Genomic DNA, 23,211 nt, shown 5'->3' on the forward strand with positions numbered 1-23,211 from the left:
AAAGATGAAGTGAAAAAGGACGTGTAAGTTTTGGTGCAACAACCTACAATGACAATGGGACAAAAAATCCCACTTACAATCAAACGATTAGGCATTAATGGAGAAGGGATCGGTTACTATAAACGTAATGTTGTTTTTGTAAAAGGTGCTCTTCCTGGAGAAGAAGTTTATGCTGAATTAACGAAGATTAATCATAACTTCGCTGAAGCGAAAGTGTTAAAAATTCAAAAAAAGTCAAAAGCTCGTCAAATTCCCCCCTGCCCTGTTTATGAGGAATGTGGTGGTTGTCAATTACAGCATATGAAATATTCATATCAACTTACAGCAAAACGCGATGTAATTGTCCAAGCTTTAAATAAATATGTTAAATCCGAAGCAAAAAATATTCAAATCCGCCAAACAATAGGAATGGATGATCCATGGCAATACCGTAATAAAAGTCAATTCCAAGTTCGACAACCAGGTAAACATGTACTAGCAGGTCTTTATGCAGAAAATAGCCATAAACTTTTGAATATTGACGAATGCCTTGTACAACATCCGATAACTACGAAAATTACAAATGCTACGAAAAAGGTTATTGATGAATTACAAATTCCAATTTATGACGGTCGTTCTATGAAAGGGATCATCCGTACAATTGTTGTACGTGTTGGGATACAAACTGGTGAAGTTCAACTTGTACTGATCACAACCCGTAAAAACTTTGCTAAAAAAGAATTGCTCGTAGAAAAATTAAAACAAATTGATTCATCCATCGTATCAATTGTTCAAAATATTAATGCTGATAAAACTTCGCTTATTTTTGGAGAGCAATCCATTACTCTTGCAGGTAAGGATACTATCCACGAAGAACTTGGGGAACTTGCATTTGATTTATCAGCCCGAGCATTTTTCCAACTGAATCCACAACAAACTGTTCATCTATATGACCAGATTAAAAAAGCTTCTGCTTTGACGGGTAAAGAAACAGTAGTCGATGCATATTGTGGTGTTGGAACAATTGGTCTTTGGCTTGCAAAAGACGCTAAAGAAGTGCGCGGTATGGATATTATTCCTGAGAGCATTCATGATGCAAAGCAAAATGCAAAAAGACATGGATTTAAGCACACTCTATACGAAACAGGTACAGCCGAAAAATGGTTGGATATATGGCAAAAAGAAGGATTTGTCCCAGATGTTCTAACAGTCGATCCTCCACGCACGGGCCTTGCACCTAGCCTAATCAAAACCATCTTGCAAGTAAAACCAAAGCGAGTGGTTTACACATCATGTAATCCCTCAACACTTGCAAAAGATTTACAAGAATTGACGAAAATTTATCATGTTGAATATATTCAACCGATGGATATGTTCCCTCAAACATCTCATGTAGAATCAGTCTCATTATTAACATTAAAATAGTAAAAATAGACGGTTTCCACTTTAGGAAGCCGTCTATTTTATTAAAAAAAGAAACTTTTTAAGTATTTTCTCCTTTACGCGTCTTTATTTCTATAAAATGTCGATATTCCTATTTACAGCCCATAAGAATCCATACATAATAGTTATAATATCACTTAACAAATGGGAGTATTATATGAAAAAAATACTAAATTCAATTCAATGGAAACTAATGATAACTTGTTTACTATTAATGATGATTCCCTGCTCTATCATCGGTATTACATGTTACTTTAATGCTAAACAAAGTATGGATGGTTTAGGTAAAACGATTATAAAAAATAGCGTATTAGCAACATTGCAACAAATTGACTCTCTAAACACTGAGGTTGAGAAAGGAAACCTCTCATTAGAAGATGCGCAAGAAGAATTGAAAGAGCAAATCCTTGGCAAAAAAGATAGTAATGGCAAACGTAAAATTTCGAATAAAGTTGACTTAGGAGAAAGCGGCTATCTTTTTATCTTACAAAAAGATGGTTACATGCTTGCACATCCGAATATAGAAGATACTCAATCTTGGGGATTAAAAGACAGTAACGGTCAATATTATATTCAATCTGTAATTAAAAACGCACAAAAAGGTGGAGGTTATGCCGCATATCAATTTCCACTTCCCAACAATCCGGATAAGCTAGCTGATAAGATTACTTATTCAAAAATTGATCCAAATTGGGGATGGGTTGTTGCTGCAGGTACATACAAAAAGGATTTCAATGAATCAGCAAATAATTTACTTGTTGTGCTATTTATTGCATTAGCTTTATCACTTGTTATTGGTGCCATTGCAATGTATTTTTTAGCAAAACATATTGGGATCCCTATTGCGAAATTAACACGGCGCTTAAAGAAGATCTCTTCAGGTGATTTAACGATAAAGCTTGATGAAATGCAGCGGAATGATGAAATAGGTCAATTAAATAACCATTTCAATTTTATGGTCATGAATCTAAAAAAATTAATCACAGAAGTAGATGGCACGATTAAGGAAGTTAGAGAATCGTCCACAAATCTTGCAGCTGTTTCTGAGGAAGTAACCGCTTCAACAGTTGAAATTACAAAAGCTGCAGAAGAGGTTTCGGTAGGAACGACAACACAAGTCAATGATGCAGAACATGCAAAAGAAGCAGTGAGCAAAGTTTCTCAGCACATCCAATTACTCCACCAAAAAAACAATCATATGTTACAAGCTTCAGAAGGAATGCAAAAGTCATATGAAGAAGGATTACACAACTTAGTTATATTAAAAGAAAAATCATCAAAATCGACAGATTTAGTTGAACATGTTCAGAAAGTATTTGCTTCCCTTTCTTTAAAAATGAAAGATATCGAAAATATTATTTCATCCATTAACGATATCTCAGCTCAAACAAACTTATTGGCATTAAATGCAAGCATTGAAGCCGCGCGTGCAGGTGAACATGGAAAAGGCTTTGCAGTAGTAGCAGAAGAAGTAAGAAAATTAGCAGAACAAACGAAAAACTCTACACTTAGCGTGCAACACACTTTAAGAGGAATTGAAGAAGAAACAATACTTGCTAACGACGAAATTTCTAAAACATCCATGATTGTTCAACAGCAAAATGAAGCTGTTCAACATACTGGTCAATCATTTGACCATATTAAAGAAAACGTTCAAACCATTTTATTGGCTATTGAAAATGTATCAACTAGTTTTAATATTTTATTGACTTCTAAGGATGAAATTATGGATTCAATGAACAATATTATGAGTATAAGTGAACAAAACGCTGGTGCCACTCAAGAAGTATTTGCATCACTAGCTGAACAACAAAAAGTCATCCAAGTCGTAGCAGAATCAGCTACAGACTTATCTGATGAAATTCAATCTTTAAAAGCTTCAATTGAACAATTCAAAATTAAATAATGTAAAAGGGAAGCCTAAAGTCGTTTTGACAATTAGGACTCCCCTTTTCTTTTTACAATATTTGCTTATTACTTTGTCTTCCGAAGATCAGACTAATCGCAAAAACAACAAGCAAAATAATGGATACTAGCAATAAGAAACTGTAGTTTTGCACAAATTGTAAATATACCCCACCTAATAATGGTCCTGATAAGCTACCAACACTAAAGAAAATACTACACATTAAATTCCCTGTTGGTAGCAACTCTCTTGGGGTCAAATCACTCATATACGAAATTCCTAGTGAGAATAATGAACCGCAGAACATTCCTGCAAACAAAAAGCTAGCAACTACTAAAATTTCATATGATTCTACGATGCTTCCTACCCCAAAGAAAATTCCTCCACCTAGTAGTGAACTTAATATAATTTTCCGACGTCCAATTTTATCTCCCAAAGTTCCAAGTGGAATTTGTGTTATAATCCCACCTATTGAAAACGCCGCTAAAATAATCGATACCATTGAAACTTCGAAATGATTTCTTAGGGCATATACAGGGAATAACGAATTTAATGAGGATTCTAAAAAACCATAACAAAGGGCTGGTAAACAGCCGATCCATGCAAATTTTAAAGTAACTGCATAACGTTTAAGTATATTTTCCCCTACACTTTTCGTTTGTATCGGTTCTGGCTTTTCATTCTTCAAAAAGAATACTAGTGACCAAGCTAATAAGCAAAGGAGCGAAGAAAGGATAAATGGAAAGGCTTCGGAAATCTTTGTCAATGGAACCAATAGCGGGCCAACAGCGAAACCTGTACCAAATGATAATCCATAAATCGCAATATTTTTGCCAAGACGATGTTGAGGTGATGTACTTGTAATCCAAGTTTGAGTTGAATAATGCAAGGAGTGATCCCCAATCCCAATCAGTAATCGAAGGATAAACCAAAATAATACATTCTTCCATAACGGAAATAAAAGAAGGGATGCAAAGACGATTGCTCCACCCACCAAAATTATTGGTTTATAACCAAATTTCCGTAATGGCTGCTCGATAAATGGGGATATAAGTAACGTTCCAATATAAAGTCCCATCGCATTTAAACCATTAAGCGACGATGCTACACCATCTTGTTCGAAAATGACTGATATAAGTGGCATTAACATACCTTGTGAGAATCCTGAAATGGATACTATAATGACTAAAATCCAAAATCTTTTTTGTTCTAATCGCTGATTTATTTCCACTGCAACCTCCAATTTTTACTAACCATTGATTTCATATGTAACCGAAAGTATGAAATTATCTTATATGAAACTTTATATATGTATTTTTTGGATACTTGAACAATTTTATCATAATCTTACATAGCATGTGAAATACTTTCGAATGCACAAAAAGACTCAGTCCACATAAATTAATTGTGTACTGAGTCTGCTAATGTTCACTTATTATCATTCGTTGTTACATTAAACCCATTTTCGGCCTAAGCTCGGACCGAGAATCTGTTTAACTCCCTCCTTCGTATTGCGAATCTATAGGCGCCTGTTCCGTACCCATCGCAGCGGTAAATCATATCACATTCCTTACGAATTGCTTCCTTATTAGAGAGGACCCATTTTTAGAAAACATATTCCTTAAATCTCAAGGGAATAAATACATTACCAGCTTTTTTCGTATACATGTGCTGCATTTGTGGGCATTATTATAAGGAAGAGGACTTCTCCTACGAATGGATTGCCATTTTAGCGATTTCTCACTTTTACCTCCTCCCTTTTATGTTAAACTCATATTAACATTTTACATTAGTTTTGTAAATTTTCTTAACTTACAAAATATTAAAATATTTCTTTCGGCCTATAATTTTGGATTTAGAATTGAAAAAATTGATAAAATCGTTTACGATGGTGATGATGAAATGAGGTGTAACGATGAGCAAATCAATTACGGATAAAGAACAACAAGTAACTTATTTGAAAGAACGTCTGCAAATCTTCGTAGAAGTATTAGATGCTATTGATCCAGAAACTGCAGACTTACAAGATATCGATCGCCTTATTGATATGATGGATGATTTAGAAGATAAAATGGAGCAATTCAAAAACCGTCCAGAAAATTAAATCTCAAATTATTAATGTTTTTCTTATTACTCATGAAATTTCGACAAGAGCGTATATATACGCTCTTTTTTTCGTGATTTGGACAGGTTATAATAGGATTGGTTTAAAAATTACCTTTTTGGAGGGCTATTACTATGAATCTAGAGACACTAGAACAAAGCATTTACGATTTAGTGACTGAAACTTCTACAAATTTACCAAAAGACGTTCGTCGTGCAATTAAAAAGGCAAAGGACGCAGAAAACGCTGGTACTCGTGCAGCAATGAGCTTAGATACAATCGCGAATAACATTTTCATGGCAGATGATAACGTTTCACCTATTTGCCAAGACACCGGTCTTCCTACTTTCAAAATTAAAACTCCTGTTGGCGTAAACCAACTAGAAATCAAAGAAGTAATTAAACAAGCAATCGTTCGAGCTACAAAAGATGCAAAATTACGTCCAAACTCAGTGGACTCTTTAACTGGCAAAAACAGCGGAGACAACTTAGGAGCAGGCGTTCCTGTTATGAAATTTGAACAATGGGAAAATGATTTTATCGAAATCAAGCTAATTCTAAAAGGTGGCGGCTGTGAGAACAAAAATATCCAATATAGCTTACCTTGCGAACTAGAAGGACTTGGTCGTGCAGGACGTGACTTAGATGGTATTCGCAAATGTATCCTACATTCTGTTTATCAAGCACAAGGTCAAGGTTGTTCAGCTGGCTTTATCGGCGTTGGTATTGGCGGAGATCGTTCTTCTGGATATGATTTGGCAAAAGAACAATTATTCCGTAATGTAGATGATACCAATCCAAATTCAGATCTTGCTAAATTAGAGGATTACATATTAGAAAAAGCAAATACATTGGGCATTGGCACAATGGGATTTGGTGGTGAAGCAACACTACTTGGTTGTAAAATCGGTGTGATGAACCGTATTCCAGCTTCTTTCTATGTTTCTGTCGCATATAACTGTTGGGCTTACCGCAGAATGGCTGTTGATATTGATGCAACTACAGGTGAAATCAAAAATTGGCATTATCAAGAAGGCGAAAAAATTGCATTTGAAGATGCAGCTCAAAATGCAGATAAAGAAGATAAAAAAGAAGTTATTGAACTTCGTGCACCAATTACAGAAGAACAAATTCGCTCTCTTCATGTAGGTGACGTTGTGAAAATCACTGGCCGTATGTACACTGGTCGTGACGCAATTCATCATCATTTAATGAGTCATGATGCCCCAGTAGATCTAAACGGTCAAATCGTATATCACTGTGGTCCTGTAATGGCAAAAGACGAAAATGATAACTGGACTGTTAAAGCAGCAGGCCCTACAACATCTATTCGTGAAGAACCATATCAAGGTGATATTATGAAAAAATTTGGTATCCGTGCAGTTATGGGAAAAGGCGGTATGGGACCAAAAACGTTAAAAGCTCTTGAAGAACATGGCGGCGTTTACTTAAACGCAATTGGTGGTGCAGCTCAATATTATGCAGATTGCATTAAATCAGTTGATGGTGTAGACCTAATGGAATTTGGTATTCCAGAAGCAATGTGGCATCTAGCTGTTGAAGATTTCACTGCCGTTGTTACAATGGATTCTCATGGAAACTCATTACACGCTGATGTTCAAAAAAGTTCACTAGAGAAATTAGCTGAACACTCTGAACGTGTATTTTAATAAAATCCTGAACCTCTCTAAAAGAAATTTTGGAGAGGTTTTTTCTTTAACCTTTTTTCACACTCCCCTTCTCTTTTCAATAAGATGTCATAAATCCATTTAAAATAAATCAAAACATTAATATCGTACTTTCCACCATCCAAACCATATGTTATAATAATTCTAAATTAAAAATGACTTTAAAATAATTTTCGAATTCAATATAATTTTAACAAACGCCTATATATAAGGGTTTTGATATTGATTTTCATTATCAGGAGGGATTATAGATGGAATTAGTAAAAGAGAATAATTATCATCTAATTGAGAAAGCAAAAGAACACTCAGAACTTATAGCAGCGCTATCTTCTGGTGTTTTAATCTTAATTGCATGGTTAATAGGCAAAAATGACGAAACTACCGCTTCAATTATCTTCTATTTATTAGCATTCATTATTGGTGGGTTTGCAAAAGCTAAAGAAGGCGTTGAAGAAACAATTGCCAATAAGGAATTAAATGTCGAGTTTTTAATGATATTAGCAGCTATTGGCTCTGCTATCATTGGTTACTGGACTGAAGGTGCTATTCTTATCTTCATATTTGCCGTTAGTGGCGCATTAGAAACTTATGCGATGAATAAAAGCCATAAGGAAATCTCAGCTTTAATGAATTTACAACCAGAAGAAGCATGGTTAATAAAAGGAAACGGCGAAACAGAACGCGTGGCTGTTACTTCACTACAATTGGGAGATCACTTACTAATCAAACCTGGTGAAAGAGTACCAACAGACGGTGTTATTATAGAGGGTGCTACCTCAATTGATGAAGCCGCTATTACTGGTGAATCGATCCCTGTTACAAAATTAGTTGGTGCAGATGTATTTGCAGGTACTGTCAATATGACAGGTGCTGTTACAATGGAAATGACTAAACCAAACTCTGAGTCATTATTCCAAAAGATTATTGATCTTGTTCAATCTGCCCAAAGCGAAAAATCCCCTTCACAACAATTCATCGAACGTTTTGAAGGTACGTATGTAAAATGTGTTTTAACTGTAGTTGCTCTTATGATGTTTGTCCCTCACTTCCTTCTTGATTGGAGCTGGACAACAACATTCTACCGTGCCATGGTCTTATTAGTTGTTGCTTCACCTTGTGCGCTTGTAGCTTCTATAATGCCTGCTACATTATCAGCAATTTCAAACGGAGCACGAAACGGTGTCTTATTTAAAGGTGGCTTACACATTGAACATTTAAGTGTATTAAAAGCAATCGCTTTTGATAAAACAGGTACACTTACAAAAGGTAAACCAGTTGTTACTGACTTTATCGTACGTGAAGCTGAAGATGAACAACATATGCTATCAATTATTGCTGGAATTGAAGCAAAATCAAACCATCCTCTTGCCCAAGCAATTACTGCTTACGCAAAAAAGCGTGGTCTTGATTCATTCGATCAAGCACAAATTGAAGATGTACCTGGTTGGGGATTAAAAGCAACTGTGAATAGCAGTGCATACAAAGTAGGTAAATCCGATTTTGTAGGGAGAGATGATGCTTTTGCATTTGCTGGAGGAATTGCTCCTAAACTTGCTGAAGAAGGTAAAACAGTAGTCTTTTTAGCAGATAATGATGGCATTGTTGCTCTTGCTGCCATGAAAGATACGGTACGTGAAGAATCAAAAAAAGCTATCGCTCTATTGAAAAATTTAGGCATTCATACTGTTATGTTAACAGGTGATAATGAAAAAACTGCAAAGGTAATCGCAAAAGAAGCTGGTGTTGATGCTTATATTGCTGAATGCCTACCTGAAACAAAAGTTAATCATATCAAAGATTTAATGAAAACATACAATAATGTCGGAATGGTAGGCGACGGTATTAATGATGCACCTGCCCTTGCTACATCAACAACAGGTATAGCTATGGGAGAAGGCACTGACGTTGCACTCGAAACAGCAGATGTTGTTTTAATGAAAAACGACCTTTCTAAAATTGCTTATGCTGTAAAACTTTCACGCAAAATGCAAACAATCGTAAAACAAAATATCATATTCTCAATTTCTGTGATTGTTTTACTTATTATTTCTAACTTCTTACAAGCAGTCGATTTACCACTTGGTGTTATCGGACATGAGGGTAGTACGATTTTAGTTATTCTAAACAGTTTAAGGTTGTTAAAGAAGATTTAATTCTTCAAATATGAACGAACTAATTTTATTTTTACCAAAGACTCTGTTAAGCATATTGTTAAATAACACTCCCTTTCGTAATGTTATAGAGTCAATTGATGGACAATATCATAATCAAATTAAACAGAGCCTTCAAAAAAAGACTTCTCATATGGTGAGAAGTCTTTTTATCTATTTTTTTTCTTCTTTTCTAGTAGTTCTCTTCGCTGTTGCATAATGGCGTTCAGTTGACCGCCCACCATTAATATTATTCCTGTCACATATAGCCATAACATGAGAATAATAATCCCACCTATACTACCATATGTAGCTGAGTAATTTGCAAAATTATTTATATAATAAGAAAAGACATATGATACGAAAAGCCATGCGATCGTAGAAAATAACGCTCCTATTATCACACTTCTTAAATACAACTTTATATTCGGCATAACCCAATACATCAATGTTAGAACGATAAAGATTACTATAGGAGGCAAGATCAATCGGAACTTATTCCAAACTATTAAAAAGTCTGCCTCGAATCCAAATGCTGAAAATAAAAATAGACCAATTTGTTTCCCGAATACGGGAAGCACAAGCGCTACGACAATTAATACAATTAACATTAAAGTAAAGACAATAGACATAAATCTTGCAATTATAAAAGGTCTTGTTTCAACTTGGTTATAAGAACGATTCAATGATTTCGCCAAAGCATTTACGCCATTGGATGCGGACCAAATCGTACCAATCACCCCAATTGATAACAAGCCCCCATTACGATTTCCAAGTACCTCTGCAAGCGTTCCTTCTATCATTGTGTACACTTGGCTCGGTAGAATTTTCTCTATAATTTTATAAATTAGATCTGTAGGAAGATCTAAAAAAGGTAATAATGTCATTAAGAAGATTAACAAAGGAAATAATGATAACAAAAAGAAATATGCTAATTGTGCGCCAAAACCAGTAATATCCGCATCTATCAATCGTTGAAAAAATGCCAATATAAACCCCTTTGGGCTCGTGACATCATATTCCTGATTTAGCTTATCCTTTTTTCCTACATGCATAAGTTTCATCTTATTAAAAATTTCAGAAGATTGATTTCCTCTATTAGTTGACATCGTTTTGGAGTTTCTAGAAAGCTTATATCTAAAATACTTTTTGCGTTTTCTATGTTTCTCCATAAGGGATCCCCCCTTTGTATGAGTAACTTATAGATGGATAACTGATTCAGAGGCGGGAGCGTTCTTTTCTTTTTCAATCCCAGCAGCGAATACCTCTTTTGTCTCGATAACAATATCTTTAACTTGAGGAGTCAGTTCTTGAATTTCGTTTATTTTTTCCAAATAAAAATCTTTGTCATGCATAAAAGTTTTATACATAGATTGGGCTCTGCTTGTTGTAGACTGGATTTTATCAAATATTTCTTCAGGATTATATGCAAAATACTGCACATCAATTACAAAATGCTTAACCTTTTTCGTTGTAGTTTCACGAGTACTTCTATCCAACATACTTAAAGCTGCTCCCGCAACTGCTCCTAATGCGATACCTTTAACTAATTTGTTAGACATATTTATCCTCCTCCAAACATCTATATATATTATTATACCCCACTACTTTACATGTAAAACAGTTTCATTATGATATACTACTCTTTAAAATTTTTAGCAAATGGGAATTGACATTCATAAGCCATCGTGAAATGATACTGTAGTAAAAGAATGGAATAAAGGTAGGAGGAATCCCTTTGAATCTTACACAACCATCTACAGAGAATGTAACTTTCATGATCGAAGGAATCAAGGATAAACTTCGTATGGTTAATGCAGATGCTATGAAACCAGAACATTTTAATACAGATAGCTACGAAGATTTAGTTTACTTGTATGAAATGGTAATGAAACGTGAAGCTTTTAGTCCAAGTGAAATGCAAGCGATTGTAGCTGAACTCGGTTCATTACGTAAAGATTAAAAGCGGAACGCGCTCGTTCAGATGTTCTTTCCGCGAGAGGCGCTTTTTGCTAACAGCGGAAAGGTTATCTGGACCGAAAAGCTAGAGCGTGGAGCTGGATAGATTAAATGCTTAAAGCTATCGTTTCATATGTAATGCATCAAAAAGTATATAAAAAGGTATATCTCTCTAGATATACCTTTTTATTATTATTTTGTTGTTGTCTTATCTTTACTATCTGATTTGTTTAATGAATCTGTCTCGCTTGAAGGACTTGTTGGTGTACCATCTTTTTTCACTAATGGTTGAATTAGCACCTCTACTCGACGGTTCTTTGCACGTCCTTCAGCTGTATTATTTGAGGCAATTGGTTTATTTTCACCATAACCTTTTGCACTAAAGTAAGCTGAATCTAATTTTGGATTATTATCAACGATTAGTGTCAAGAAATTTACAGCTCGCATTACACTTAGTTCCCAGTTAGATGCGAACTCACCATTGCGCTCTGGAACATTATCTGTGTATCCTGTAATCACTACATTTCTTTTAGGATCAAATACTAGAAGTTTTGACAATTCCTTTGCTGTAGCCTTGTGTTCTTCTTTCACATCTGCTTTACCAGGATCGAATAACACACTATCTCGAATTGTAACGAGAAGACCCTCATCAGTTAACTTTGTTTCGAATTGTTTTTCTAACTCGTTTACAGCTATAAAATCATCAACTTTTCCTTTTATTTTAGAAAGCGATTTTTGGTCTTCTACATAAGCTGAGTTTTTGCTATTTGATATACTTTTTGGGTCTGTTGGATCTACTGGGGAAGGATATTCCATTACCCCACTACCTCCATCAAACATAGCATTAAACGCTGCAGATAATTGACTTAACTTTTGAGCATCTACTGAGCTGGATGCAAATAATACAATAAATAATGCCAATAATAGTGTAAGAAGGTCGGAATAAGGAAGCAACCATGCCTCTGACATTTCTTCATCATGTTTTTTTCTTCTTTTAGTCTTCTTTGCCAAGGCCGCTCGCCCCGCTTTCATCCATAATTTGTTGGCGTTCTTTTTTAGTTAAGTATGAAGCAAGTTTTTGTTCAATTACGCGAGGAGCCTCCCCTTCTAAAACTGAAAGAATCCCTTCAATCATCATCATTTTTTGACGTGCTTCAATACTAGATTTACGTCTAAGCTTATTAGCAAACGGATGCCATAAAACGTAACCTGTAAAAATCCCTAGCAATGTTGCAATAAATGCCGCAGAAATGGCGTGCGCTAATTTGTCTATGTCACTCATATCTTTCAGCGCTGCAATTAAACCAACAACTGCCCCTAGGACCCCTAATGTTGGAGCATATGTACCTGCTTGAGAGAAAATCTGTGCACCACTTGTATGACGCTCTTCCAACGCTTCCACTTCTTCTGTTAATACATCGCGAATATAATCGGCATTTTGACCATCAATAGCTAAAGTTAAACCATTTTTTAAGAAAGGATCATCAATTTCAGAAACTTTACCTTCTAAAGCTAATAATCCTTCACGTCGTGCTAAATCAGCCCATCCTGAAAACATTTTGATGATTTCTACATCACTCACTAGCTTTTGCTCCGTGAATATGATTTTGAATAGTTTTGGTATTCTTTTCAATTCACTCTTAGGAAACCCAATTGTTATTGTTGCCATTGTCCCTAAGATAATAATTAAGATTGCTGCTGGGTTAAGCAACGCATCTGGAGTCACACCTTTAAAGTACATGCCCACAACTACTGCTACGACGCCCATTATTAGACCCACAACTGATGATAAATCCATTTTAGTACCTCCAAAGTCGTCATTCTTGTTATTATTTCGGTTATTTTTTCCCAATGTTAATATTCTACTTTGAACAATAGAGGATATTTGACGAAAATCTGTAAAAAAAGTAGAAATGTATATCGATTTGTCATATTTGCTTAATTTTTTGAAATTGCTACAATTATTTTAGTATTTAAAGGAGGGAATTTTTAATGAAAACATTTCTGGAAAAGTTAAATAGTTACGCTGAATTAGTTGTTAAAGTAGGTGTGAATATCCAACCTGACCAATACTTGTTTATCCAAGCTACTGTGGATAATGTAGAATTCGTTCGTCTTGTTACGAAAAAAGCGTATGAAACTGGTGCAAGAGAAGTATTTGTACATTATTCTGATGATGTATTAAGTCGTATGCATTATGACTTTGCTCCAGAAGATGCTTTTGAATTTTTCGCACCTTGGTATGCAGAAGAAAAAAATTGGCTAGCAGACCACGGAGCTGCATTTATGACGATTAAATCTCAAAGTCCAGATTTACTAAAAGGTGTTGATGCAAATCGTATCGCTAACCAGCAAAAGGCATCTGGAAAAGCTTTAAGCCTTTTCCGCCAAGCCACTCAGTCGAACAAAGTAAGTTGGACAGTTATTGGCGCCCCATCACCTGAATGGGCAGCAAAGGTCTATCCTCAACTTCCACAAGAAGAACAAGTACCCGCTTTATGGGAAGCCATCTTTAAAACTGTACGTGCAGACCTAGATGAACCATTAAAGGCGTGGGAAAATCATGACAAAACATTGCATAAAAAAGTTCAATATTTAAATGATAAAAAATATCATAAGCTTCACTACACAGCTCCAGGAACTGATTTAACAATTGAATTGCCTAAAGGTCATATATGGAGTGGCGGTGGTAGTGTTAACCAATCTGGCAAAGCTTTCATGGCAAATATCCCTACGGAAGAAGTTTTCACTGCCCCATATAAAGAAGGTGTAAATGGCTATGTATCTTGCACTAAACCACTAAGCTATGGTGGCAATATTATTGATCATTTTACAATTACCTTTGAAAAAGGACGAATCGTCAAAATCGAAGCACAAGAAGGCGAAGAAGTTTTAAAAAACCTCGTAGCTTCTGATGAAGGTGCTCATTATTTGGGAGAAGTAGCCCTAGTACCACATCAATCTCCTATTTCTGCATCCGGTCTATTATTCTACAACACTTTATTTGATGAAAATGCATCCAACCATTTAGCAATCGGAAGTGCATATGCCTTCTGTATTGAAAATGGCACGAACATGACGCAAGAAGAATTATTAAATAAAGGTTTAAACCGTAGTATTACCCATGTAGATTTCATGGTGGGTTCTGGTGAAATGGATATCGACGGTATTACTGAAGACGATAAAATAGAAGCTGTGTTCCGCAATGGTAACTGGGCATTTTAACATCAATAGACGTTGCTATAAATAACCATTCCCTTTTTCATAAAACGTGTTATGATGATAGTGTTCTATAATTCTTGTAAAGATTTTATAGAATTCATATTTTAGCCTTATTTTAAGAGCTAAAATCATGTATACTATTAAATAACGAATATTCTTAATTTTAGGGAGGGTTATCGATAATGGCTTCATTTATTGCTACAGTAGGTGGAATGTTTGGTTTACTCCTAGTATCAACTGCATTATTAATTCATTATTTAAGAGTTGGTCTTGACTCTTCTACTTCTCATATCGTCGATCCAAAACCAAAAACTAAATTTTAATATGAAAGAGCTACTTGCAAAATCCAAGTAGCTCTTTTTTAAATTTCTCTCACAATTATTTAACATTCTTATAACATTTAATACCTTTTCTACTATATTTCTCCCATTATTTAACCTTTTATTTCAACTATCTATTCATTCTCCTATGTAATGATTGTTATATACCATAAAATAACATACTTTAATAGAAAAATATAATTTATACTTATGTAACCTGAGGTATTTAGAGGAGGAATTTTTACGTATGTTTTCGACAACAGCAATCGGAATCGATCTTGGCACAGCCAATACGTTAGTATATACAAAAAGTAAAGGAATTATTTTAAATGAACCATCAGTTGTTGCGTTCAATATAAACACAAATGAAATCATCGCTACTGGATTAGAAGCAAAAGAAATGGTTGGTAAAACACCAGTATCTATTAAAGCAATTCGTCCATTAAAAGACGGCGTTATCGCGGACTTTAATATGACAACAGCAATGATTAAAGCTATGATGGAAAAAGCCTCAAAAAAAATGGGTTCTTCCTTACGCAAGCCTAATGTGGTCGTATGTACACCATCTGGCGCAACTTCTGTAGAGCGTCTTGCTATTCAAGACGCAGTTAAACAATGCGGTGCAAAAGAAGTTTACTTAATCGATGAACCTGTCGCTGCTGCAATCGGTGCAGAACTCCCTGTCAGTGATCCAATAGCAAGCGTTATCGTAGATATAGGTGGCGGTACAACAGAAGTCGGAATTATTTCTTTTGGAGGAATCGTTACTTCTAATACAATGAAACTTGGTGGCGACCACATGAATGAAGAAATTATTCAATTCGCTCGTAAAGCATTTAACGTATTAATCGGTGAACCTACTGCTGAAAGAATTAAACAAGAAATTGGCTATGCACTGATTGAGCATTCATCAGAAATATTGGAAGTTCGTGGGCGTGATATTGTTACTGGTCTGCCAAAAACAATTACAGTGTCTTCTCTTGAAATTCAGGATTGTCTAAAAGAAAATCTATTATCTATTTTAGAATTGATTGGTAGAACATTAGAAAGTTGCCCTCCAGAATTATCTGGTGATATCGTAGATCGTGGTATAGTTCTAACTGGTGGTGGCTCTCTTTTAAAAGGTATGACAGAGTGGCTTTCAATTGAATTAGCGGTACCTGTACATTTAGCTCCTGACCCACTGGAATCAGTAGCAGTAGGTACAGGAAAAGCATTAGATACAATCCATTTACTAAAAAAATAAAAAATTCTATATTTTTGGTAATAGTTATCTTACAATTAGTAATGTAAGGAAAGGGGAATTGGGAAAGGAGAAGTGATAGCGTGTCTATAATAAATGATATTCTTACATTCAATGAATCCTTTGTGAATGAAAAAAGATATGAACCTTACATTACTAGTAAATATCCTGATAAACGTTTTGTAATTTTAACTTGTATGGATACCCGTCTGGTCGAATTACTACCTAAGGCGATGAATCTTCGTAATGGTGATGTGAAAATGATCAAGAGTGCTGGTGCAATTTTAAACCATCCATTCGGAGGAATTATGCGAAGTTTACTTGTTGCAATTTATGAGTTACAAGCAGACGAAGTTTTTGTAGTAGGTCACTACGACTGCGGTATGAGTGCAGTTGATCCAAATAAAATGCTGCAAAATATGGTAGACCGTGGTATTAAACAAGAAACACTAGATGTACTTAATTATTCTGGAGTAGATTTAAATCAATGGTTACATGGTTTTGATGACGTACAATCTAACGTTCGTAATAGTGTTGAAATGATCAAAAACCATCCATTAGTATTAGACTCTATTCCTGTTCATGGTTTAGTTATTGACCCAAAAACAGGTCATTTAGATGTCGTAGTAGACGGTTCTAAATAATACAAGCTAGAATGCATGGCAAAAAGCGATTTTCTCAACTTACGGGAAAATCGCTTTTTAATTATTTATCGACATATTTCCTGGGAAATTCGACAACTTTTCTCCTACATTCCATTGAAGAATTTGCGAAAATTACTTCTCCATCTCCGCCAAGCGGCCTTTCCCTTTCAATAATCTTCCTCCATTAAAGCATATAAATAATGATCTTGCCATTTACCGTTAATATACAGCAACTTTCGTAATAACCCTTCTCTTATGAATCCTGCTTTCTCTAATACACGTACAGACGCTACATTTTTTGGAGAAACATATGCTTCTAAACGATGTATACATAAATCTTCAAAAGCAAATTTTGAAACGAGTGAAAGTGCATCGGAAACGATTCCCTTTCCAGTATGCGCTTCATCCATTGAATAACCGACAAATGCACTTGAGAAAGGCAGACGTCTAATAGAATATACTGAAATATGCCCAATGATTTCAGTTGTTCCAGAAGAGAAAATACCAAAACTATACTCACGATTTGCATGCATCTGTCTAATAGATTCTTGAATTTTCTTCGATTGTACTTTTTCCGTGTAATATTCAGGCGGATGTAATGGCTCATGAATAGACCAGTAACGCATATTACGAGTAACCATTTCTGTATATGACATCACATCCGCCATTTCTAATGTACGTAAATAACAACGCTGCCCCTCTAAAAAAACCATACTAACCATACCCACCCTTTGTGATAGCTTGTGAAGCTATTTGAGTTACTTCATACAGCTAAATGATGTTTATTATTACACTTCTTGTGTTATAGCCTCAGCAGGATCTGTAACTTGTAAACCGCGACGTTCACATTCTTTTTTTACATGTTTAATCGTTTCCTTTAACACTTGAATACGCGCATATTTTTTATCATTGCCTTCTATTAAGATCCAAGGTGCATTTTTTTTATCTGTTTTGTCAAACATATCATTAGCTGCTTCAATATAAAGTGGCCATTTATCTCTATTACGCCAATCTTCATCTGTCAGTTTCCACATTTTATATGGATCTTCTTGACGTTCTTTAAATCGATTTAACTGTTCCTCATTTGAAACATGAATCCAAAACTTCATCAGGATGAAATTATCATCCGTTAATAATTTCTCGAATTGATTGATTTCTTCGTAAGCACGTCCCCATTCAACCTTAGAAGCAAATCCCTCAATACGTTCTACAAGAACCCTTCCATACCATGTGCGGTCAAAAATTCCGATTTGGCCACGAGCAGGCAGTCGTTTCCAAAAACGATATAGGTGATTATATTTTAATTCATCTTGAGTTGGGGCAGCAATTGGATGTACCACATATCCACGTGGATCTAAACGTTGCGTTAAACGTTTTATAGCCCCACCTTTTCCCGCTGCATCCATACCTTCAAACCCAATGATTAAGCCAATATTATGATTAAATAAGAATTGCTGAATGTTGAGCATTTCGAATTGTAGCTCTTTTAACTCTTTTTTGTAGGAAATCTTTTCATCTAACTGTTGGTCTATATTCATATTTTCTATGCGCTTGGTCATCTTTATCTGCTCCCTTTTTTCTTCCATATTACTATATTACTGCAAAGTTCACTAAAATGGTATTTGTTGTTAGAGCAAAACGATTGTATACTTAAGGATGACTGATTTTATATAATGATTTTAGTTTTTAACAACTTGTAATCGATCATTAGATTTGTTTAGAAATCTAATCTAAAGGAGGAGATTTTATTGGGCAGACTGTTAGTCGTTACAATTGTTTACATCGCAATGATTGTATTTAGTACAGCTGCTAATATAATTCCACTAAATGGTCATACAACAAGTGAAATCTCCAACAGCTATACTGTCCTATTTAGTCCAGCAGGGTATGTTTATATTATTAGGGTATTTATTTATATTATTTTGGCTTATTGGATTTATCTATTATGGAAAAATCGCCATAATGAATATCATATTAGTTTAATGCAAATAGTCTTATTTGTAGCTAGTTCGTTATTTAATATGTTATGGATTTACTTGTGGCATTATGAATATTTCACATGGTCAATTGTGGCAATCATTTTAATGCTCCTGTCATTAACAGGTTTGTATTTTACATATCCTGCTTGGCATCGTTCATGGGGCGGACGATTACCAATTTCGATGTATCTTGCTTGGGTTAGTATTGTAACCTTTATGAATATTGCCTTTCTATTTACTCATAATCATTGGAACGTCTTAGGGCTTAGTGATCCACTATGGGCCGTTATTATGCTTACATGTGGAACAGCGATTGCATTGCATTTACGATTCCATTATGATGATATACTATTCCCTATCGTTTATATTTGGGCTTATATTGGAATTGCATTTAAAAATGGCTTTGAAGAATTGCTTGTTACGACTGCAGCTCTTTTCTTGAGTGGTGTATTAGTGGTCGGTATTATTTTTATAAAAAAACAAAAGCCCTCTGAATAATTACGTTCAGAGAGCTTCCCGCACCCTGCTAATTAGCAGGGTGTTTTTTAATCAATTTTTGTTGTAATAATTGGTTCACCATTAGTTACAATGATTGTATGTTCAAGTTGTGCTACAAGTGATTTATCTGGAGTGATAAAAGTCCAGCCATCACCTGCTTCTACAATGTGTTCTGCTTTTTGTGAGATAAATGGTTCTACTGCTAAAACCATTCCTTCTTTAAGAATTGTACGTTCCCAGGCATCGAAATAATTTAATACGTATTGTGGTTCTTCATGTAGTGAACGGCCAACACCATGTCCAGTTAAGTTCATAATCACCGCTAAGCCATGATCATGTGCTTCACGTTCTACAGCTTTACCGATTTGGTTTAGACGAGAACCTGCTTTTACTTTTGTCATCGCACGGTCAAATGCACTTTGAGCGACGTCACAGATTTTTTGAACTTCCGGTAAATCAACTTCTCCTACGATAAATGAAATACCCGTATCTGCATAATAACCGTCAACATGACCTGATACATCAATGTTAATCAAGTCACCTGCTTTTAGTTTATGAAGATTTGGAATACCATGTGCAACTTGTTCATTTACACTGATACAAGTGTATCCTGGAAAATCATATTCTGCTTTAGGCCCTGATACAGCACCTTTTTCTTCAAATAGGCGACCAGCTAGGTCATCTAATTCTTTAGTAGTTACACCTGGTTTTGTTGCGGCTTTCATTGCATCTCGAATTTCAGCCATTGCACGACCAGCTTTCAATAAAGCATCTATTTCTGCTTGCGTTTTTGCAATCATTTCTAACGATCCCTTCTAATTAAATATCTACACTTAACTATACCACAATTTTACGTTAAGCCGTTCTTATAAAACCTTTGCTTACGGACTCTATTGCTATCATATTATACTTTTTGAAAATGTTTACGATTACCATATTAATTAGAGATTTAATAATATACTTATGACTTTGTGACTCAGAATTTATTCTTAAAAAAGTTTTATGAAAAAGTCTAGCCCCCATATTTTGGTGGCTAGACTTGTAGTTCTATCGTTTTTGTTCTAATAATCGAGGTGCAGATGTAAATAGAAGTGCTGCAACAATAATCGTTAAAATAATTGCTGGAATCATATATGAACCGTTATAGATAATGGAATACCAATAGACATTTTGTTTGCCAGCATACTCTGCAAAAAAGATGATACCTGATACAGTATGTGCAATATAACGTAACATTCCCCCGATAAATGTTCCAATTGCAATATATGCTACCATTTGCTTTTTGCTTTCCTTTTTGCTTGCATTGATTATTCTATTTCTCATCACTCCTGCTAAACCAACTGCAGTAAAGGCAAAGAAATAATCAATAAAACCTTGTAGAGGTGTTAAAATATAGCCCCCCATTATTGCTTGTAATCCTCCCACTAGAAGTCCTGTTATAAGACCTGCTATTGTACCCCAACGAAATGCCATCAACACAATTGGCACCATTACAAGGCTAATGGAACCACCTTGTGGCCATAGTTTAAAGGATACTTGGTCTAAAACTAGACCGATTGCTGCAAAAATAGCAATCTCAACCATCATTAATAATCTTTTGTTGTTCAATTTTCAAATCCTCCTTAGTCCCGATGTAGATCACATAAGCCCCAAAGCCTATTCTAGGAAACTTTCCATTAGAGATTTCACCATAAAAAAACGACATCAGGATAGCCCTGACATCGAAATAAGTCGGTTTCTATCCACATTCCTACGCAAGTATTAACTCACAGGTTCAAAGGGTTAGAACTTCGGGTTCACTCTCAGCCGTCCATTACGGCTCCCCTTGTGGTCGATACATCATTAAATTTTATTGAACACATTTATTTTACTTAACTAAATATTGTATTTCAATGTTAGTTGCCCAAAAAATTAGATAATCAGTTTATCTGTAAAAAGATATTGCATTTTTATATTCGACACATTAAAGATGGAAAGAAGTACTTTAAGGGATTGATTTTAAAAATTTTACTATGATTAATGTTTAAATATTGATTTAAAACGCTAAAATAAATGAAGTATAACTCGAATCTTTTGCCCATTATTATGCGTATGTATAATAAATGGAGGTGTCATTATTGGATAATAATCGCATACTGTCAGCCCTTTGTTATTTTAGTATATTTTTTGCCGGATTTATATTACCATTAATCGTCTATTTTGTATCTACAGATCAAGATGTAAAAAGGCATGCAAAACGTGCATTTATCTCTCATCTACTGCTAATTATTCCTACTATTTTTGGAGTAATTATATTTATTGCTACCATAGCGGCAAGCCCTTTCAGCTATGAAATGAACATTATGAATGAATCATCTGGTAACGGTACATTCTTAGTAATCTTATGGTTTGTTTTTGTGATTGTAGAAGTAATAATATCACTTGTAGTTTTTATCTGGAATATTATTCAAGGAATTAAAGTACTTAGAGCTTAAGAGTACAATTTTATGGGTATAGTCTGAAATAGAAAAGTTTCTGGAATGGAGTGCTACTATATGCAAGTACGAAAAGTTGTAAAAGCAGCTATTAAGTTAGCTCCAATTGTTTATCCAATCATCATTAAAGCAATTGATGCTAAAAAGAAGAAGACTCCTATAAAGAAATAATTTGATGATGAATCGCCCTGGGGTTGTGATCCTTGAGGCGATTTTTTAGTTTTTCAGTACCACTTAGAGTTTCTTTAGCACCTCTCAGCGTTATTATCATAATTAGTTGGTAAGATTCTTCTACTTTCATTCAAATAACCTTTAAAGAATAAAAACTCCGCTCATTTCATTGTGAGCGGAGTTTTAGATTGTTGTTTAAAATGCCCAACTACCTTTACGGAAGATTGGTTCTACTGTTCCATCTGGTAAGATACCATCTATGTCCATTTCGCCGCTGCCGACCATGAAGTCTTCGTGTGTAATGGATGTGTTGATGCCTTTTTCTTCAAGTTGTTCTCTTGTAAGTGTACTGCCACCTTCGTAGCATGTTGGGTACGCTTCTCCAATTGCTAAGTGATTGGATGCATTTTCATCGAACAAAGTATTGTAATATAAAATATTAGAAGCTGAAATTGGTGATTCGTGCGGTACTAATGCTACTTCACCAAGATATTGAGACCCTTCATCAGCTTTTGTTAGTTCTTGCAGCAATTCTGCACCTACACCTGCTTCAGTTTGAACGATTTTACCATTTTCGAATGTGATTTTGAATTGATCGATAATATTACCTTGGAACACCAATGGTTTTGTGTTTGAAACATAACCATTTACGCCATATTTTGAAGGCATTGTATAAACTTCTTCAGTAGGCATATTCGCAACAAATGAAGTACCATCTGGAGTATAGCTAGCACCTGTACACCAGATGTGCTTATCTGGTAATTCAATTGTTAGGTTTGTACCTGGTGCTGTGTAATGTAATTTTGCATAGCGTTTTTTGTTTAGTAGGTTAGCACGTGTATCTAAGTTTTTCAAATGTTGGTCCCAGTTATCAATGACATTCCCTTCACCGATATGTACCGTTTTGAAGATAGCTTCCCATAATGCAGGTACTTGTTCTTCTTCTTTCAAATTAGGAAATACTTTAGCAGCCCATTTTTTTGAAGGAACCGCAATGATTGACCATGCAATTTTATCGTTCATAACAGCATCACGATAATTTTCTAAAGCTTTTCCAGAGGCCTTTTGATGAGCTGATAATTTTTCTACAGGAACACCTGTTAAATTATCTGGATCTGCAGCATCAATCCATAGTAATGCACCTTTACGTTCGATGAGTTCATCACGTTGTTCACTAATCCAACGGGGAAATTTTGCAAATTCATCGTCTGGTGCATGATCAAAATAAGCACGATTGATTACATCATCAGAGAAATTTACTGTTACACGACTAGCGCCTGCTTCATATGCTTTTTTTACAACTAGACGTGTAAATTCAATAGTATCTGTCGTTGTATTGATCAATAAAGTTTGGCCTTTTCGCACATTAGCTCCAACTTTTACTGCTAACTCAGCAAATTGTTCTAGCTTTTCTTTAAATGTCATCATTAA

At 35.0% G+C, this 23,211-nt stretch carries 22 protein-coding genes and 1 riboswitch; of the genes, 12 read left to right on the plus strand and 10 right to left on the minus strand.

The window, feature by feature from the left end:
* The first annotated feature begins 30 nt into the window (after nucleotides 1-30).
* Entirely contained in the window at nucleotides 31-1,404 is a 1,374-nt protein-coding gene (rlmD, locus tag ACIQ4I_RS17755; protein WP_403098411.1) for a 23S rRNA (uracil(1939)-C(5))-methyltransferase RlmD, read from the plus strand.
* Nucleotides 1,405-1,579: 175 nt separating this feature from the next.
* The gene (locus tag ACIQ4I_RS17760) at nucleotides 1,580-3,328 is read left to right on the plus strand and encodes a methyl-accepting chemotaxis protein (RefSeq protein WP_403098413.1); all 1,749 of its coding nucleotides are present in this window, start codon (nucleotides 1,580-1,582) and stop codon (nucleotides 3,326-3,328) included.
* Nucleotides 3,329-3,380: 52 nt separating this feature from the next.
* On the opposite strand, the gene ACIQ4I_RS17765 is transcribed toward ACIQ4I_RS17760, so the two are convergent.
* Nucleotides 3,381-4,553 (minus strand): MFS transporter, encoded by a 1,173-nt coding sequence (locus ACIQ4I_RS17765; RefSeq protein ID WP_403098690.1) that lies wholly within the window; start codon nucleotides 4,551-4,553, stop codon nucleotides 3,381-3,383.
* Between the two features lie 690 nt (nucleotides 4,554-5,243).
* Between ACIQ4I_RS17765 and ACIQ4I_RS17770 the strand changes: the two genes are divergently transcribed.
* From ACIQ4I_RS17770 to ACIQ4I_RS17780, 3 genes are all read left to right on the plus strand, one after another.
* The gene (locus ACIQ4I_RS17770; RefSeq protein ID WP_397540013.1) at nucleotides 5,244-5,432 is read left to right on the plus strand and encodes an SE1561 family protein; all 189 of its coding nucleotides are present in this window, start codon (nucleotides 5,244-5,246) and stop codon (nucleotides 5,430-5,432) included.
* Nucleotides 5,433-5,566: 134 nt separating this feature from the next.
* Complete coding sequence (locus tag ACIQ4I_RS17775) at nucleotides 5,567-7,102, plus strand: fumarate hydratase (RefSeq protein WP_403098415.1); 1,536 nt, start codon at nucleotides 5,567-5,569, stop codon at nucleotides 7,100-7,102.
* Between the two features lie 269 nt (nucleotides 7,103-7,371).
* Nucleotides 7,372-9,273, plus strand: coding sequence for a heavy metal translocating P-type ATPase (locus ACIQ4I_RS17780; RefSeq protein ID WP_403098417.1), 1,902 nt, complete (start codon nucleotides 7,372-7,374; stop codon nucleotides 9,271-9,273).
* Nucleotides 9,274-9,440: 167 nt separating this feature from the next.
* Here the strand turns inward: ACIQ4I_RS17780 and ACIQ4I_RS17785 are convergent, their stop codons facing one another.
* Both ACIQ4I_RS17785 and ACIQ4I_RS17790 read right to left on the minus strand, forming a co-directional pair.
* Nucleotides 9,441-10,442, minus strand: coding sequence for a YihY/virulence factor BrkB family protein (locus ACIQ4I_RS17785; protein WP_403098419.1), 1,002 nt, complete (start codon nucleotides 10,440-10,442; stop codon nucleotides 9,441-9,443).
* Between the two features lie 27 nt (nucleotides 10,443-10,469).
* Nucleotides 10,470-10,832, minus strand: coding sequence for a YtxH domain-containing protein (locus ACIQ4I_RS17790; RefSeq protein WP_403098421.1), 363 nt, complete (start codon nucleotides 10,830-10,832; stop codon nucleotides 10,470-10,472).
* A 176-nt stretch (nucleotides 10,833-11,008) separates the two neighbouring features.
* On the opposite strand from ACIQ4I_RS17790, the gene ACIQ4I_RS17795 reads away from it, so the two are divergent.
* Nucleotides 11,009-11,233 (plus strand): DUF1128 domain-containing protein, encoded by a 225-nt coding sequence (locus ACIQ4I_RS17795; protein ID WP_403098423.1) that lies wholly within the window; start codon nucleotides 11,009-11,011, stop codon nucleotides 11,231-11,233.
* Between the two features lie 188 nt (nucleotides 11,234-11,421).
* Here ACIQ4I_RS17795 and motB read toward each other — a convergent pair whose 3' ends face one another.
* Nucleotides 11,422-12,240, minus strand: coding sequence for a flagellar motor protein MotB (gene motB / locus ACIQ4I_RS17800; RefSeq protein WP_403098425.1), 819 nt, complete (start codon nucleotides 12,238-12,240; stop codon nucleotides 11,422-11,424).
* Nucleotides 12,224-13,027 carry a flagellar motor stator protein MotA gene (motA, locus tag ACIQ4I_RS17805; RefSeq protein ID WP_403098427.1) on the minus strand — a complete coding sequence of 268 codons (804 nt, stop codon included), beginning with the start codon at nucleotides 13,025-13,027 and terminating at the stop codon, nucleotides 12,224-12,226. Before motA ends, motB begins: the two co-directional genes overlap by 17 nt.
* A 194-nt stretch (nucleotides 13,028-13,221) precedes the next feature.
* On the opposite strand from motA, the gene ACIQ4I_RS17810 reads away from it, so the two are divergent.
* From ACIQ4I_RS17810 to ACIQ4I_RS17825, 4 genes are all read left to right on the plus strand, one after another.
* Nucleotides 13,222-14,454: an aminopeptidase gene (locus ACIQ4I_RS17810; protein WP_403098429.1), complete on the plus strand. Its 1,233-nt coding sequence runs from the start codon at nucleotides 13,222-13,224 to the stop codon at nucleotides 14,452-14,454.
* A gap of 179 nt (nucleotides 14,455-14,633) precedes the next feature.
* The gene (locus ACIQ4I_RS17815) at nucleotides 14,634-14,774 is read left to right on the plus strand and encodes a hypothetical protein (protein WP_403098431.1); all 141 of its coding nucleotides are present in this window, start codon (nucleotides 14,634-14,636) and stop codon (nucleotides 14,772-14,774) included.
* 244 nt (nucleotides 14,775-15,018) lie between these two features.
* Nucleotides 15,019-16,017 carry a rod-share determining protein MreBH gene (mreBH, locus tag ACIQ4I_RS17820; protein WP_403098432.1) on the plus strand — a complete coding sequence of 333 codons (999 nt, stop codon included), beginning with the start codon at nucleotides 15,019-15,021 and terminating at the stop codon, nucleotides 16,015-16,017.
* 80 nt (nucleotides 16,018-16,097) lie between these two features.
* A complete protein-coding gene (locus ACIQ4I_RS17825; protein WP_403098434.1) occupies nucleotides 16,098-16,658 on the plus strand; it encodes a beta-class carbonic anhydrase in 561 nt (186 codons plus the stop codon).
* Nucleotides 16,659-16,825: 167 nt separating this feature from the next.
* On the opposite strand, the gene ACIQ4I_RS17830 is transcribed toward ACIQ4I_RS17825, so the two are convergent.
* Both ACIQ4I_RS17830 and ACIQ4I_RS17835 read right to left on the minus strand, forming a co-directional pair.
* Nucleotides 16,826-17,371, minus strand: a complete 546-nt coding sequence (locus ACIQ4I_RS17830; protein WP_403098436.1) for a GNAT family N-acetyltransferase — start codon at nucleotides 17,369-17,371, stop codon at nucleotides 16,826-16,828.
* 75 nt (nucleotides 17,372-17,446) lie between these two features.
* Nucleotides 17,447-18,217 carry a polyphosphate kinase 2 family protein gene (locus tag ACIQ4I_RS17835; protein WP_403098437.1) on the minus strand — a complete coding sequence of 257 codons (771 nt, stop codon included), beginning with the start codon at nucleotides 18,215-18,217 and terminating at the stop codon, nucleotides 17,447-17,449.
* 189 nt (nucleotides 18,218-18,406) lie between these two features.
* Here ACIQ4I_RS17835 and ACIQ4I_RS17840 point away from each other — a divergent pair, with 189 nt between their 5' ends.
* The gene (locus ACIQ4I_RS17840) at nucleotides 18,407-19,135 is read left to right on the plus strand and encodes a tryptophan-rich sensory protein (protein ID WP_403098439.1); all 729 of its coding nucleotides are present in this window, start codon (nucleotides 18,407-18,409) and stop codon (nucleotides 19,133-19,135) included.
* Between the two features lie 47 nt (nucleotides 19,136-19,182).
* On the opposite strand, the gene map is transcribed toward ACIQ4I_RS17840, so the two are convergent.
* Both map and thiT read right to left on the minus strand, forming a co-directional pair.
* Nucleotides 19,183-19,935: a type I methionyl aminopeptidase gene (gene map / locus ACIQ4I_RS17845; protein ID WP_403098441.1), complete on the minus strand. Its 753-nt coding sequence runs from the start codon at nucleotides 19,933-19,935 to the stop codon at nucleotides 19,183-19,185.
* A 247-nt stretch (nucleotides 19,936-20,182) separates the two neighbouring features.
* On the minus strand, nucleotides 20,183-20,743 hold the full coding sequence (gene thiT / locus ACIQ4I_RS17850; protein WP_403098443.1) for an energy-coupled thiamine transporter ThiT: 561 nt from the start codon (nucleotides 20,741-20,743) through the stop codon (nucleotides 20,183-20,185).
* Between the two features lie 122 nt (nucleotides 20,744-20,865).
* A riboswitch (TPP riboswitch) is annotated at nucleotides 20,866-20,971 on the minus strand.
* A 281-nt stretch (nucleotides 20,972-21,252) separates the two neighbouring features.
* Between thiT and ACIQ4I_RS17855 the strand changes: the two genes are divergently transcribed.
* Nucleotides 21,253-21,609, plus strand: coding sequence for a magnetosome magnetite crystal formation protein family (locus tag ACIQ4I_RS17855; protein WP_403098445.1), 357 nt, complete (start codon nucleotides 21,253-21,255; stop codon nucleotides 21,607-21,609).
* 366 nt (nucleotides 21,610-21,975) lie between these two features.
* Here the strand turns inward: ACIQ4I_RS17855 and ACIQ4I_RS17860 are convergent, their stop codons facing one another.
* Complete coding sequence (locus ACIQ4I_RS17860) at nucleotides 21,976-23,205, minus strand: aminopeptidase (RefSeq protein ID WP_403098693.1); 1,230 nt, start codon at nucleotides 23,203-23,205, stop codon at nucleotides 21,976-21,978.
* Between the last annotated feature and the right edge of the window lie 6 nt (nucleotides 23,206-23,211).

Origin of the sequence: Rummeliibacillus sp. NPDC094406 (genome assembly GCF_044763875.1) — a bacterium.
Classification (GTDB): domain Bacteria; phylum Bacillota; class Bacilli; order Bacillales_A; family Planococcaceae; genus Rummeliibacillus.

Excerpts from the sequence above, each read along its gene's own strand:
- ACIQ4I_RS17760 (WP_403098413.1), top strand. The coding sequence starts at position 1,580 with ATGAAAAAAATACTAAATTCAATTCAATGGAAACTAATGATAACTTGT.
- ACIQ4I_RS17770 (WP_397540013.1), top strand. The coding sequence starts at position 5,244 with ATGAGCAAATCAATTACGGATAAAGAACAACAAGTAACTTATTTGAAA.
- ACIQ4I_RS17775 (WP_403098415.1), top strand. The coding sequence starts at position 5,567 with ATGAATCTAGAGACACTAGAACAAAGCATTTACGATTTAGTGACTGAA.
- ACIQ4I_RS17780 (WP_403098417.1), top strand. The coding sequence starts at position 7,372 with ATGGAATTAGTAAAAGAGAATAATTATCATCTAATTGAGAAAGCAAAA.
- ACIQ4I_RS17785 (WP_403098419.1), bottom strand. The coding sequence starts at position 10,442 with ATGGAGAAACATAGAAAACGCAAAAAGTATTTTAGATATAAGCTTTCT.
- ACIQ4I_RS17790 (WP_403098421.1), bottom strand. The coding sequence starts at position 10,832 with ATGTCTAACAAATTAGTTAAAGGTATCGCATTAGGAGCAGTTGCGGGA.
- motA (WP_403098427.1), bottom strand. The coding sequence starts at position 13,027 with ATGGATTTATCATCAGTTGTGGGTCTAATAATGGGCGTCGTAGCAGTA.
- ACIQ4I_RS17810 (WP_403098429.1), top strand. The coding sequence starts at position 13,222 with ATGAAAACATTTCTGGAAAAGTTAAATAGTTACGCTGAATTAGTTGTT.
- ACIQ4I_RS17815 (WP_403098431.1), top strand. The coding sequence starts at position 14,634 with ATGGCTTCATTTATTGCTACAGTAGGTGGAATGTTTGGTTTACTCCTA.
- mreBH (WP_403098432.1), top strand. The coding sequence starts at position 15,019 with ATGTTTTCGACAACAGCAATCGGAATCGATCTTGGCACAGCCAATACG.
- ACIQ4I_RS17830 (WP_403098436.1), bottom strand. The coding sequence starts at position 17,371 with ATGGTTTTTTTAGAGGGGCAGCGTTGTTATTTACGTACATTAGAAATG.
- ACIQ4I_RS17835 (WP_403098437.1), bottom strand. The coding sequence starts at position 18,217 with ATGACCAAGCGCATAGAAAATATGAATATAGACCAACAGTTAGATGAA.
- map (WP_403098441.1), bottom strand. The coding sequence starts at position 19,935 with ATGATTGCAAAAACGCAAGCAGAAATAGATGCTTTATTGAAAGCTGGT.
- ACIQ4I_RS17860 (WP_403098693.1), bottom strand. The coding sequence starts at position 23,205 with ATGACATTTAAAGAAAAGCTAGAACAATTTGCTGAGTTAGCAGTAAAA.